This window comes from Paenibacillus sp. FSL H7-0756, assembly GCF_038006765.1.
Lineage (GTDB): Bacteria > Bacillota > Bacilli > Paenibacillales > Paenibacillaceae > Paenibacillus_AQ.
Genome location: NZ_JBBOVT010000002.1, coordinates 555,991 through 569,514 on the forward strand (window position 1 = coordinate 555,991; position 13,524 = coordinate 569,514).

The 13,524-nt window shown below is 46.2% G+C and carries 11 protein-coding genes; all 11 read right to left on the bottom strand.

Annotated elements, in window-relative coordinates; all coding sequences use genetic code 11:
* Nucleotides 1-50: 50 nt before the first annotated feature.
* A complete protein-coding gene (locus NST04_RS19265; RefSeq protein WP_341185667.1) occupies nucleotides 51-1,652 on the bottom strand; it encodes an ATP-dependent nuclease in 1,602 nt (533 codons plus the stop codon).
* Nucleotides 1,653-2,526: 874 nt separating this feature from the next.
* On the bottom strand, nucleotides 2,527-2,907 hold the full coding sequence (locus NST04_RS19270) for a hypothetical protein (protein ID WP_341185668.1): 381 nt from the start codon (nucleotides 2,905-2,907) through the stop codon (nucleotides 2,527-2,529).
* Nucleotides 2,900-3,490 carry a deaminase domain-containing protein gene (locus NST04_RS19275; protein WP_341185669.1) on the bottom strand — a complete coding sequence of 197 codons (591 nt, stop codon included), beginning with the start codon at nucleotides 3,488-3,490 and terminating at the stop codon, nucleotides 2,900-2,902. Before NST04_RS19275 ends, NST04_RS19270 begins: the two co-directional genes overlap by 8 nt.
* 957 nt (nucleotides 3,491-4,447) lie before the next feature.
* Nucleotides 4,448-5,782, bottom strand: coding sequence for a hypothetical protein (locus NST04_RS19280; protein ID WP_341185670.1), 1,335 nt, complete (start codon nucleotides 5,780-5,782; stop codon nucleotides 4,448-4,450).
* Nucleotides 5,783-6,831: 1,049 nt separating this feature from the next.
* The gene (locus NST04_RS19285; RefSeq protein ID WP_341185671.1) at nucleotides 6,832-7,668 is read right to left on the bottom strand and encodes a sugar phosphate isomerase/epimerase family protein; all 837 of its coding nucleotides are present in this window, start codon (nucleotides 7,666-7,668) and stop codon (nucleotides 6,832-6,834) included.
* Nucleotides 7,669-7,697: 29 nt separating this feature from the next.
* Nucleotides 7,698-7,946, bottom strand: coding sequence for a hypothetical protein (locus NST04_RS19290; protein WP_341185672.1), 249 nt, complete (start codon nucleotides 7,944-7,946; stop codon nucleotides 7,698-7,700).
* A 90-nt stretch (nucleotides 7,947-8,036) separates the two neighbouring features.
* Complete coding sequence (locus tag NST04_RS19295; RefSeq protein ID WP_341185673.1) at nucleotides 8,037-9,089, bottom strand: hypothetical protein; 1,053 nt, start codon at nucleotides 9,087-9,089, stop codon at nucleotides 8,037-8,039.
* 30 nt (nucleotides 9,090-9,119) lie between these two features.
* Nucleotides 9,120-10,385 carry a hypothetical protein gene (locus NST04_RS19300; RefSeq protein ID WP_341185674.1) on the bottom strand — a complete coding sequence of 422 codons (1,266 nt, stop codon included), beginning with the start codon at nucleotides 10,383-10,385 and terminating at the stop codon, nucleotides 9,120-9,122.
* 2 nt (nucleotides 10,386-10,387) lie between these two features.
* Nucleotides 10,388-11,674, bottom strand: coding sequence for an ATP-grasp domain-containing protein (locus NST04_RS19305; RefSeq protein ID WP_341185675.1), 1,287 nt, complete (start codon nucleotides 11,672-11,674; stop codon nucleotides 10,388-10,390).
* Nucleotides 11,671-12,483, bottom strand: a complete 813-nt coding sequence (locus NST04_RS19310; protein ID WP_341185676.1) for a sugar phosphate isomerase/epimerase family protein — start codon at nucleotides 12,481-12,483, stop codon at nucleotides 11,671-11,673. Before NST04_RS19310 ends, NST04_RS19305 begins: the two co-directional genes overlap by 4 nt.
* Nucleotides 12,484-12,529: 46 nt before the next feature.
* The gene (locus NST04_RS19315) at nucleotides 12,530-13,522 is read right to left on the bottom strand and encodes a hypothetical protein (protein ID WP_341185677.1); all 993 of its coding nucleotides are present in this window, start codon (nucleotides 13,520-13,522) and stop codon (nucleotides 12,530-12,532) included.
* Between the last annotated feature and the right edge of the window lie 2 nt (nucleotides 13,523-13,524).

Here is a 13,524-nt window from a genome sequence, read left to right on the forward strand (position 1 = left end):
TTGCATTGTAGGGTTTCTCACTACCTACTTCCTGCGCAAAATACGCTTTCTCAAAATTCCCCAGTGAGGCTAGTAACCGAACATTTGAAGTATGCGGACGATCCTGTATCGCTTATCGCTGCATATATTTTTTCGTTATGTGCCCATGCCGGATTTTTTATTGTTTTTCCTTTTCTAAGGGTTGTTGGTGTATCACTATCATGCAGGACAGAATAACGAGAACCGAAATGATTTAGTATTTTGACTAATGAAATAATGGTAGCTTTTCCTCTTGCTCTAATAATATGCACATCCTTATATATTCCCGGCTTTGTTGCCATGATGTGCTTAAACGCCGTATATTCCGTGTCCCCTTCTACGATAATGCAGCGTCCCCCAAAGAAGAATTCGGCAACATAAGGGTCAAAAATGTTCATAAGCTTTAAAAGGGAGCGGTCTTCATCATCTAATTTGACTCTCTCTGGACGAAATACTGTTGTTCCGGAAATTTGTCCATTAATCTGTTCTACTCGAATAATGGTTGTGTTATCGCGAGAGACGTCAATAAAAGCAGGAGAGTGTGTTGTTACAATCACTTGCCAGTTTCCCGTATTCGGTAAATCGTATAATACTCGGCAAGCCTCTCTTACGGCATTTGGATGAAGACATAGCTCCGGCTCGTCCAATAGAAGGACATGAGGCCGATTCTCCTCACCTTCTATTGTTTCTTTTTTCGCCCCTTTCTTTCCTCCTTTATTCACATTCGTCTCTGCAATCATTCGTAAGGCACTCCACAATAAAGTACGTCTTGCACCACTTCCTTGACGATCCAGTGTGGTTAAATGACCATTTTCACCATGTCCCATTTTTAGCTGTGCGTTATTTACTTTTTGAAATAGATTAAGGTCACTCTCCGCTTCCTCTTCTGCCCGAGGATCAAATTTAACAACGTATCCAGGGAAAACTTCACTGAGTAGCTGCGAGACCTGTAGTTCAATTTTTTCGATATGCCCGATCGATTCATTTATTACTTGCTGTCTTAATGTTGCGATCGTACGAAGCAAATGTTTGTATTGAGATTCCCCAGCTTCTTCTTGAACATCTTTTACTCTCTCTTTTATGACATTGCTCAGCAGTTTGACGATGACATCCGCTTGTACTTTAGGATCTGAAAAAGCATCAACTCGATGTGGCTTAGGTCGATTATAGTTGGCGACATTGGGTGCACCCCATGGAACCGCATCTTCAGCCCAAATGTTTTTTTCAACATCGAAGCCTTGACGCTTGGGTGCACCTGGAGCGGCCCACGTCCATCTCTCCTTGACTACCTTCTCTTGGGTAAGTGAATCCGTATGTATCCATCTCGCTCCAGGAGCATGATCCTGAACAACTGTATGAAGCTCGATCATGGGGAGAGACTCGTGATTTATAACACCACCTGGAAAGTCATCCTGCAGCAGAATTGCTTCATTGGAGCCCTCGGACATTGCTACCTCATAGGCCCGAAGAATCGAGCTTTTGCCAACATTGTTTGGCCCTACTAAAACGACAATCTTATCCAGTTCAATTGTGACTGGATAATTGCCTATTCCGCGAAAATTCCGAATGATCAATTGCTTCAGTCGAGGACGCCATTGATTGAATGATTCTATCGTACGCTGCTGCTCGCTCATTTCTATTCCTCCCACACATTAGTTCTTCACCTCAACAGTAAACTACCTAATTATGGATTTCAATCTTTTTGTAGATCGCTCTTCCATTCCCTTCAATGATCATTACAGCCACGAATGGCGGCATGTAAAAAAGGGACTATTTCCCTCTGAGGAATCGATCCCTTCATTAACACGATGCTTATTAAATCCTAGTTAAGGATAAAACTCTCTCAGCATATCGCGCATTTCCTGCTTGATATTGTTATTCGGACACTTCTTTGGCCAACGCTTCGGCCTCACCCACCATAGAAGCTAGAGGAGCCTGCGTTCACGATACGAACAAGGTGGTTTTTACTGAGCGCCCGGCCGGTCAACTCCCACCACCTTTCCTAGTCACCCCACGCCGACTGCGCCAGGAATTCATACTATATTTACTTTTGATACTTACTTTATAGTTGATTATCAAATCGACAATACTACCAAGTTCTTGTCCAAAGAAAAGGACAAGAACTTGGTCCCATAAAGCAGAAAACCCGCGCTGGGCGAGGGCTCTTTTGGGACTATGTTCTTGTCTACCGACAGTAATAGGATTTCATTTTTGATATAGCTCTCTTTTTTCTTAAGCAATGATTCGAGTAATGATGTTTAACGATTTTTGTGTCGATTGTATTCTCATAATAATCATAAGGTTTATTCTTTTAGCGGATAGAGACTGGACTATCATTGATGTTCCAAGGGACGTTTCAGCCGGCGGTGATCCAGCCGCAGCAAGAGTCTCGGCGAGGGCCGCGACCCGCCACATAATTCTGATTTGTGACCATATGGTCTCTTCCGCTGCTTATCACGCAAATAATATTGAGTAAAATTTTAAGCACTTTATAGATTATTAAGCAAATTAGCCGATATCCCTATCATTAAAGGTTTCTTCGAAATATTTAGATATTTTTTTTGCCTTATAATTCAATTGGATTTGTTCAAAAGTGCCATTTAAATCTTTGAGTTGTGCAGGAATTTCAACTACACTGTTTACTTTATAAATTGCAATTAGTTTATCATATACATAAAGAAATGGGTCAAGGAGATTTTTTTCTGCATATAAGTGGGCCAATTCAATGTACAACACTGTTGCGTCAAAGTCATCTTCTATCATTGGTTCTAGCTCAAATTTCAACTTTTCTGCAGCTCCATAAAAGTCATAACCATTATTAATACATTCAGTAAAATTCCTTTTAACCAAGTAAGTGAAGTCCTGATATTTTTCTAAAGCTTCAGACACTGCACCCATCTCCTTTATCGCAAGGGTTATTCAAATCACGGTTATTGTAGTAAACTTTAACAGTATATCCAAGTGCCTTTTCAAAATTCTCAATGACACATCGACAACTCGGGCAAGGATAAAGTTTAGTCCATAAAAAAATCTCATTATTTTGAACAGTATACGATGTATTGGCATGATATATTTCTTCTAAAATCTTGGACTCAGAATCGTCCCACCTTTGCCATGCTGTTGATAACTGATCGCATCTACTATTATAAATCGAAGTCTGGAATTGATTAGTGCGATTAACAAGGCTTGGTCGAAAGCAAGCAGTATAAGTAGGACCATGGATATTTTGAATTAAATGAAAATACTGTTTATCATTAAATGAGCTATGTGCAATGAATCTTCTAATTGCATTTAGTTTCACATCATGAAAGTATGCTAAAGCAATATTACCACCTTTTTTGATTTGCCTGTAATTCGCACGGTTAGGAGAAGTTGAGGTGGAGATAAGTCCCTCTAAATTAGTATTAGTATCGTTAATCATATTTTGAAGATAAATGCTACTTTCAGCATCACTGAACTTTTGCAAAATCATTAACTTCTACTCCTCTTATAAATACTGTAAACACTAAAGGGTTGTCAATATTGCCGTTGTTGATATTATTGTTGATCAACTGTAGTTCGTTTGTTGCTGCGGAGGAAGGATATGGCCATCCTCCGCCCCTCCGGATCGGAGGACGGGCTAGGCTCACTTCTCTTGATGCTTCTCCGTTCGATCCGGCAACAGATCTGCTTGCAACTCAGAACCGCGGCTGCCGAATGGGGCCATGTAATCTCCTCTTCCGGTATCAGCTGCTGGATGCTGGAAATGGTGAGAAGAAGTGGGACCGCCAACTGACTCCCACCGCCCTTCCGGGTTTTCCTGCGCCAATAGCACCCCGCAGCTGATCTGGGTGAACTCGACGGCGCTGTGGCGAAAGTGCTACCATCCTCTACTGGTGACGGCAGATAGCCTCCGATGGCACCGCCAGAGCCCTTCGAAGCAGGTGCGGAACGATCGTTCCCGGCCCCAAACAGCGCCCCCGTCCATGATCCCAGAATGCCGGTCCGCGCCGACCGCCCGTGTCTTGGGTCCGCTCTCGGTTACCATCTCGGTCGCAACCTGCACAGCGAACAGGCTTCCGTAGGACATCGTGTTGATATCGAACCCGTACATTTCGCCCAACTCCAGACCGGTCCCATGGTCACTGCCGTGGCGTGTTGCGGCTGCTCGGGTGTAAAGGTTGTCACGAGGACTGCGCACTCCCGATCTCGCGCTAGACCAGCGCGCGCAGCTCGTCCTACCAAAACTCCGCCGTGAACGCCTTTACCCGCGCTTGCAGTTCTTTCAGGTTATCCGGTCCGTAGGCCACCGACGCGAACGTCCTATTGCCTTGGATCAGGCCCTCGATGTCCGGATCAGTCTCTGTCAAGAACGATAGCAGTCGCGCAAACCTCACGTGTCGGGAAAGCACCATCTCGCTCCGCTGTTGCCCAAGGATCAAAATATAAATTAAAGAATTAGTAACTCATCAGTCAATTCAAAATTACCTCCTATAGTTAAAAACTTTCCCTTTTCTTCTAATATAGTAAATTGACGCACTCCAGGAGCTAATAATTTTGTTTCCATTTCATGTACTCCTGGCTCGATTTCAACAAGTTTATTGTAAAAAGCACCTCGTTGATATATATAATAATTCTCCACTGGAGCAAGCAGTGTAGAATTATTTCTGTCTATTAATTGTATAGGTATTGAATCTGTTGAATATACACCCACTGGTGTTGATATATATAATAATTGTTTGAACAATGGTTGGTAAGGGTTTTGGACGAAATGGAAGGTATGAGTTAAGTATCTAGTCGAGTCCTCTAGATTAGAGGTTACAGCGCATTGATAAAAAATAACTATCTGCGCTAGAGCTCCAGGATTATCTTCGAAATATTGCTTAGTCCATTTCTCGCATTGAGTCATGGAAATAGTCAGCGGTAAATGTATTAGAATTAGATTTGAAGTTAAATTTGTAGAGTGTTTTGTAAAATTAGCATGAGCATTGTCTAATTTTTCGTATAAATTCAAAAATTCATTATGATGATAAGGTGCAGAAACAATAAGACTATACGATGTTACCCTCTGATGAAGCTCAAGCTGCTTAATGGAGCTCTGGTGTATATTTATAAACCAAGAATTATTTATTCTAAATCTCATAGGGATAGGAATTTTGTTATGGGTTCTATTTGCGTTCTTGAATTTTTTAATAAATGAAGGAATTTTCAAAAGTAAATTCTCCCAATCTTCTGACATAAGTGAACTACTTCCATCGAATACGACAAAAAACTCAGCATAATATAGACCAACTTTTTTCATTGAATCTTGAATTGTTTTTTCTAACTTTGAACCATATTCTTCAAATTTTCGATCATGAATTGATCGTCCGTAGTTTTTTATAGATAATTTAGTCTCTGGAAAGTTGGAAGAAGAAGGTTTAAGCGATGCATCAAAGCCAGCTTGGGAGTTTGGTGCGGGTATAATAGTATATGAAGAGTGCACTAGATAGCTTAGTGCTATTATTTCAAAAAAAGCCCCCCTTTGTCTATTTTCATTATTGCCCTTAATTTGTTTAATCTGCCCTTTTAACCACTGAGCATTAATATTATCCATAATTATTAATGCTCGCCCAAAAGTATACAACTCTAAAGTAGATATAAAATCCGTTCTATTCCACAATATCCCAATAATATGATTTTCTAACGAATTTTTAAGCCACTTCGAGGTAAATACTACCTTTATTTTTTCTAATGCCTGATCAATTAATTGTTGGGAAATATCTGATGGATACTGTCGTTCCATTTCTAGCCCTCTCCTTCGAATCTGGACTTTTGTGCTTAGGATACGTTAATCCTTATTAAATAATGGACAGCTTAAGGAGACGGATGTTGCACCCATTTACAGTAAGGGCACTATTTCTGTGCTTATGTTTCTAATGTCTCTAACCCTTCTCTATCTTCACGAGACAAGCATTTTTCAAATAATGCCTATATTTCGATTATTAGAAAAAGTTGAAATCAGGAGGTTTTGTTCAAAACCGGTTCTGCTTTTAGTATTGATGGATTATTTAGTAGTTGTCAATGGCAATAGTGTTGTGACTCTTCGATGATACTTTTATAATCATGACGACTTTGAAGGTCCACTAATTGTTTTCCGATAAAAATGAAGTGTTTGTAGTTAGTACATTTATACACTGTCCCAAGTAACTAAAGTATTTGAAAGAAGTAAGCGAAGTAACTTGCAAGCCGTCTTAACCGGAACTGCTGGTTCCCGTAGCTTCTTGAGAACCAGGAGCATGAGCTGAACATAGCCTAGTAGCGCGGCCTGGGCGATCCGGCGGCAGCTCGGCGGCGCTGCAGTGGAGTGGCAGTGCGAACCATTTCCGGGTCAGCCTGAGCGATTGCTCACGTAGCTGACCATCCCGCTATCGCCGTGAAAGCATCAGATCTCAGTGTTGTTGCAGAAGGTCATCATACCATTGTAAGCTATTACAAGCGCGGCATTTCAACTGCCAGCTACCCTCATGCAAACCAGTGGCGAACGCCTCGCTGCAGGCTACTGGCGTGAAGTCTTTCAAAAGTCTTTCAAGATTGTCATGGGCCATGAAGGATCCGAAACTTACGATTGTTAGACCCTTCCCGCGAAAAAAACTTCCTGGTCACTATGGCTTCTGCTGACTTCTCACAGCCGCTTCACTTCGTCGTTAGATTTGGAAGTTATTCAGGAGGCGTATTCAAGACGTAATAAGACCTTTCCGCGAAAAGCCTGGAACTTTTACGGAAAGGTCTTATTCGTTCCCCGAATGACGGGGCATTATTTGTTCTGCTGCTCACTTCACTGGATTCATCTTCTTACACCGGGATTCCGGCAGCGGTAAATACGCGGTCGAACCCTGCCTTGGAGCGGACAATCAGCTGCTCAGGCTTATCTTCCGGCTGTTCTGCCGTCAGAACCTCCTGGGATACGATTCCGTCATAACCAATATGCTGCAGTCCTCTTAAAAAACCTTCCAGATTGATGACACCTTCCCCGGTGTACAGACGCCCGTTATCCCGCACAGCCTCCAGAGGTATATCCGGCGCGTCATTAATGTGCACATGAACGACTTGCTGCGCCTGCAGCCGCTCAATGTCATCTGGAGACTGGCCATTCGTGTGCCAATGAAACGCATCCAGCAGCAGACCGACATTCGGTTCCCCGATCGCGTCTATCCAGTCCAGCGTCTCTTCCATCGTCCAGATGAAGGGGTATTTCCAGGCCGTCCGCAGATGATGCGGTCCAACAAATTCCAGTCCCAGCCTGATACCATAGGCACCTAGTATTAGCGCGCAGATCCGCAGGCGCCGGGTGGCGACTGCTAAAAAGTGGGCAGGTTTGGCGTCGGTTGATGGCAGGATGTAAGTACAGCAGCGTGTGCAGCCGAGCGAACGCGCCGCCGCTTCAGTCAAGCCAGTCAGCCCTGCCCGAAACTGGTCCTCATCAGCTCTCCAGTCCACGGGCAAACCTATCGCACCAATCACGACGCCGTGCTGCTCAAGCTTGGCACGGGCTCCGTCTACTCCCAGACGTTGTATCAATCCTCTGGCATCCAGATCAACCGCTTGAAAACCGCCGTTGCCGGCCAGTTCGATGAACCGCTCGTCACTTTCCACTGCCCCCAGACCGCTTAAGGTCAAACCTCTCAGCATTTCATAATCCCCCTCAATGAACAGAAGTTTCAGTCATTATCCATTAGTCTGACTTCATTATCACTTGTTCCTTGAACCGGCGCAAGTCCAAGCTTCGGGTTTGCCAAGTCGAGCTTATACATGACCTGGTTGTAGTTATAACGCGGCGTCGGGACATGGCTCGTGAATGTATTCGTATAGGTTCCTTCGAAGTAGATGACACGGCCGCCGTCTTTGTTGAAGTATTTATGCTGGGCAACGTTATAAAATGTTTTGCCTTGTATCTGCTGCCCGATCATAACGAGTAAGTTAAAAAAAGCCGCCAATTGGCGGTCTTTTTTATAGATAAGAATTTATATGTTTTGGGGTCACTTTGTGGGGTTATTTTTCTAAGAGTTACTAACCTCAGTTGCCATTTTCATCGTCTGGACCATGTTATATTCTTTCTTCACAATCTCTTCGAGTTTTACGATAGCTTGATCACGAACACGATTCGATGCGATCATTTTAATAACTGTCGTTCTATAAATTTCCCATAAATGGCTTAGTTCCATGCTTTGTTCAGCTAACTTCTTATAGAGATTGGTACGGGACGATTGATCTTCCAGTAACTTGAAAAGCCTGTTATTCTTCTTATGATTCTGTGCAAAAGAACTGCTTCTTAAGGCAAATATGCTTGTTTCGTTCAAATTGCCTACAACTTCTTCGAATTCCTCTACATAATCGGTCAACGCTTGTAGTCCCAACTGATATTGAAGACCATATTGCTCAAGAAAAACGACTTTATCATCCAATAGATTGCTTCTGAGTTCTGAGATAAACGAGTCCGGTACTGAAAATTCATGGTTAAAATTCCTTATCGATCCTTCATGCACAGAAACCATGATGAATCTAACCTTTTTGCCGCTTGTGATTAGATATTGGGTAGATTCCATAATGACTTCAAGCGGAGTTTGATAATCGTGCATTCGCCCTGGAGATAAGCAATCTTCAATTACTGTGTATGCATCCCTACTCGCACATTTTCCATGAATAAAGGTCGGATGGATAAAATGTATTTTTCCGGCTTCTCTTCCACTGGAATAAAAAAAGCGGTCCACATCGAAAAAGACATATTTCTTCTTGTCTAAAGCGCCTTGAATCATCTCATCCAGCAAAGGGAGATCAGATTGCTCAAGAAGCTGATCCTCAAAGCGAAGATAATGATAAAGCTGTTCCGTGTCATATTGAACCTTCGGCAGCATTAATCCTTGTTGCAGCAAGCTTTCAAAATTATCTTCGGGGAATGTCTGGTTGATGAGTTTTTTCCAGTACTGCGTTTTAAAAGTCAGCGGCAGCTTCTCGAACGATGAATGATGACTAATGAGAATCGACATCAAGTTATTATTGACACAATCAAGCCATATGTCATTATAAGGTAAAATTCGATGGGTAGGCGTCACATGGTCAACTCCCTATGATGAACTCACTTATTAGGTGGATAGCCAGCTCACATCATTTAACGTACCGTCAGGGCGAAGCATAACTTCCTTCGGAAGAGCATGAGACAGAAAATGAACATTGCCGCAGGTTAAGCCATATGCCCCCATATGGGGAAACGCGATCCAATCCCCCGGCTCTAGAGGGGGGAGCATGACGCTGCCTTGCAGCACATCTGCGGGAGTGCACAATTTACCGCAAACATTGTAGGAGATTCGGCCTTCTCCTTCACCGGATTCGTATAGCTTGCGCTCCCCCGCCTTCCAAAGCTGAAGCGGCAGAGGCTGCTTGAAGCTTCGTCCCATCAGGCTGGAAAAAGCCCGATGGTGGGTTCCCCCATCGACAATGGCGAAGGCTTTGCCTTTGGAGAGCTTGGTGTACAGCACTCTGACCGCATAAATCCCCATCGTTGCGGCAATTCGCCGCCCTGATTCTACGAATACCATTTCCAATTCCAGATCCCGGTTGCGCTCTAACTCCCCGGCAAGATACGCCCCGAAAGCTTCGACAGGAAACGGCTCATCGCCTTCAAACATGGGAACGCCGAAACCGCCGCCGAGCCCTACGCATCGAAGCTGCAGGCCGAATTGGTCTCGCACCTGCCGGGTGAGACCGAACATCATCGGAACGCTCTCCCTATAAAAGTCGAGGTGGAAATTTTGCGTGCCCTGGTACGTATGCAATCCGATCAGCTCTAGCCCTTCAAGGGTAATGGCGGTTTGCACCGCTTCATTAATTTCACTGTCATCGATGCCAAACTGGGAGGCATGTCCGACCGATGACATCCGCGAGCCTTTGGCTCCAGTAGACAAATTGACCCTTAACATAACGGGAGCGGCAATACCAAGCGCAACCGCTTCATCGTGAATGACGAATAGCTCCGGGATGGACTCGGAATTAATCGCGTAAATCCCATGGCGAAGCACATGATGAATCTCGTCCGCGCTTTTGCCCGGTCCAGTGAACACGATGCTGTGCGGATTTACCCCGTTAGAGCGGGCAATCTCATATTCCCCTACCGATGCGACTTCGATCGGCGAACCCCAGCCGTTTATGAGACGGCATACCTCCGGATTGGGATTGACTTTCATGGAATAATATAGCGTCACATCCTTGGGTAAAGCGTCCCGCAGCGAAAAATAATCGGAGGCCAGCTTTCCCTCGTCATATACATAAACGGGTGATCCAAATGGCTCGACTGCTTCCAGCCAAAAGGGTTGGCCCACTTCCTGCTGAGTAGACAGTCGTTGTGAAGCCATAGTCATATGACATCTCCCCTCCATTCCATGATTGCTTCCTCCAGCCCTTGACGGGCAAGCTTCTCCGCTTCATCGTCCACACCCCAGCTCAGAGCCGAGACCCTGCAAGGCCGGATGCGGTCTGCCGATTCCCCATCCTGGTGGAAACCATACACGAATGCCCCGCCTTGTCCGGCAGAGATTCTTATCGATGTCACCTTTTCGGCAAATTCTGCAAATCTGGCCCCAGGGTGGAGCTTGAAATCATAGGATTGAGTCTCCATTCTAGGAAACCCGCGTTCGAGCAAATGCTTGCGAATCTTCAGCAAATACGTGACCATGGTAAGACGGGCGTTGATCTCAATAACCGGTATTAAAGTTCCGTCTTCATCCAGTATGGAGTCTACCCCGAGAAAGCCCTCGTAGCCCCGGGAATGTAAAGATGTACCCAGCTGCTGCAGCTGTTCGGTATAAGCCGCGATCAAGGATTCAGGCAGGTCCGGGTGCAGACGGCTCCCCCTGTACACTCCTGCATCCGTAATCCTCTGCTCGGTCATAGCCAGGATCTCGCAATCTGTTCCCCCCAGCCAGAGTTGTGCCGTCAGATGGCGCTCGACCTGATGCCAGCGTTCCACCGTCACAACCGGTTGCCCGCCTCCCCGCGAGATCTGCCTCTCTAAATATCCGAGCAGCATCTCCAAATCCGGGCCTCTATGGATATGGAACAGCGCTTTACCGGAAGAACCGTAAGCGGTTTTTACAACCAGCCGGGCTCCAGGATGCCGTCCCTCCAACTCGGCGCAAGTACGGCGGATCGCGTCAAGCCCCTCGCATATCCTACCGTCGCTGACTGGAAAGCCGATTTCTTCGCATAATTTACGCGTTGCGATCTTGCTGTTCAGTTCCACGGACAATCGGGCTGGCGGGCCGATCCACCTCCCTCCGTTTTCCTTGAGAAACTGCTCCTCCTGCTCGTCCATCAAGTAAGGAACAGCAATCCGGTTGCGAAACTCACCCGTATATTCAGAACGTGTGCCAGTCGCGATTGAGGGTATAGCTATCTTCTCTTCTTCCAAATAAGATAGGAATTCAGGATCCGGAGCCTCTTTCAGGAGAACAAGATCCTCCCGGTCAGCCAAATAAATTTGGTAGAGATCCATTTGCGAGACGAGCCGGTCTCCGGACGCATTGTTAATTTGGGGTAAGCGAATCTCTTGAGCGGCTTTTCCTTGTTCCCAATTAATATTGGAGTACCAGAGCTTCGGTGCCCGCGTTCCGGTCAGATGCTCCACATAAGGTGCGTTATTCAATATCCCGTCACCTCCACTTTCTCCGGCTTGTGATCGGACTCCAGCCCTTTAAGCCAGCCCAGCTCCGACTTTAAGATTTGAAAGGGTATGGCTCCGAACCATTCCAGAGATACCGGGGCTCGGGTAGGGTCCAAGATAAGGCGCTTCATTATGGCTTGGCAGTCCATTTCTCCATCGGCCAAGGGTACGATACCTCTGCGGCTGCCGCTCGGAGAATATATATTGTCAGGAGAGAATACTTCAAGCCATTGCCGGGATTCCACATTCTTCAGATGGATATTGACAATCCATGGCTTTAAGCGTTCGTAGGCGGCAAGGGGATCAGCGCCCGATTCCCAAATGTGCAGAAAGTCCAAATTCAGCTTCAAGGCAGGGTGGCCGGTTTGCCTGAGCAGTTGAAGTGTGGAATCTAAGCCGTCGGCAGCGGTTCCCGGATGAGTCTCAACCACTGTATAGACCCCTTCCCTCTCTGCTGCGGCGCACAGGATATTTAGACGTCCGCTGCATAGCTCCCAGTCCTTCTCATTAAGAGATTGGCTGCTCAGGTTTCCGGCGAAAATCCTTAGCTTATCTGTGTGGAACGCTTTGGCGGCCTGTACGGTTTCCTGCCATTCCTGAAGCAGAACGTCCATTGGGATATTCGCCATGAGAGGGATATAATCACTCAGCATGTTGATTTCAAGCCCGTAGCTGAACATTTCGTCCAGCATACCTCCCAGCTCCTGTCCCCGTTGGCGAAGCAAAGCCTTGGCATGGACGCCCCACAGTTCTATACCGTTGAAGCCCGTTTCATGAGCATAACGGAGCAACTCCCGGATGGATACCAGCTCGTGCCGAAAAGAAATCGTGCATAGATTATACCGCAGTCAGATCACCGCCTATTCCATTCATCCAGGCCAGGAATTGAAGCTCCGCATCCCGAATTTCCCGCAGCCTGGCAAGAGCCGAGCACAGCAGCGCTTCGTCCCCGATGTGCTTGCGGTATTTCACAAGCAGGAAATTCAGTGCCGTCCATAACTTCACGATCCCGCTGATCCGGTTCGTCCCTTCCAGCGCCTGCCCCTTGTCCATCACGCCCAGCCGGGCAAAGCTATTCCATATGGAAGACCGGAGCTTGGTTATGGAAGCAATGGCGACCGAGTTCTGGCTCAGCCAGTTCGAGGTTTGTTCCGGGCTTAAAGCTAGAGATTCCTGCAAATCACGGGCAAAGCTGTCCAATGCGGCGGTACCCGAACTGTATTGAGAACGGACATACATGTCGTAGTTTCGCTTGGCTGCATAGGCGAAGATATCACGCTTGCCGGGAGGCTCGAACCCCTTCCCTGCTTGATCCGGCTGAAGCTCGTAGAAAATGATGTCCTCCTCTTCCGGCTCCGCCGATGCCCGCATAAGCTCTTCTCCGGTCAGGAATCCGTTGAAACCGACAATGGGATCGAATACTCTGAAGGCGTTACGCGCTTCATCGAAGCTATCTGCGAGGATATAATGCTCGAATCCGCTCTCCGCCATGCTCAGCATATTGGGAGGGAAAAAATCCAGATCGGCTGGGCGGCATTTCACTACCGCACGGTTCCCTGACTGAACAGACTGCTTTAGCGCCTCAGGTCCAGTTCCCTTGTAAACCAGATGGATGCCGTACAGGAAGGGCAAGCTTTTGTTCAATCGCACATGCTGGCTCGCCGTAATAATGCGCGAAACATAATTGACATTCCAGTAATCCAGCAGAAACAGATCAGGGTTGGCCCCGGACCGGTATAAGTGGGTCATGATGCAGGAAGCTGCACATTCCATCGCCGCCAGCTTCATCATTTCCGGCTTGGCATCCGGCGTATCCGTATGAGACGTCATCT

Excerpts from the sequence above, each read along its gene's own strand:
- NST04_RS19315 (WP_341185677.1), bottom strand. The coding sequence starts at position 13,522 with ATGACGTCTCATACGGATACGCCGGATGCCAAGCCGGAAATGATGAAG.
- NST04_RS19275 (WP_341185669.1), bottom strand. The coding sequence starts at position 3,490 with ATGATTTTGCAAAAGTTCAGTGATGCTGAAAGTAGCATTTATCTTCAA.
- NST04_RS19300 (WP_341185674.1), bottom strand. The coding sequence starts at position 10,385 with ATGGCTTCACAACGACTGTCTACTCAGCAGGAAGTGGGCCAACCCTTT.
- NST04_RS19290 (WP_341185672.1), bottom strand. The coding sequence starts at position 7,946 with ATGATCGGGCAGCAGATACAAGGCAAAACATTTTATAACGTTGCCCAG.
- NST04_RS19285 (WP_341185671.1), bottom strand. The coding sequence starts at position 7,668 with ATGCTGAGAGGTTTGACCTTAAGCGGTCTGGGGGCAGTGGAAAGTGAC.
- NST04_RS19265 (WP_341185667.1), bottom strand. The coding sequence starts at position 1,652 with ATGAGCGAGCAGCAGCGTACGATAGAATCATTCAATCAATGGCGTCCT.
- NST04_RS19280 (WP_341185670.1), bottom strand. The coding sequence starts at position 5,782 with ATGGAACGACAGTATCCATCAGATATTTCCCAACAATTAATTGATCAG.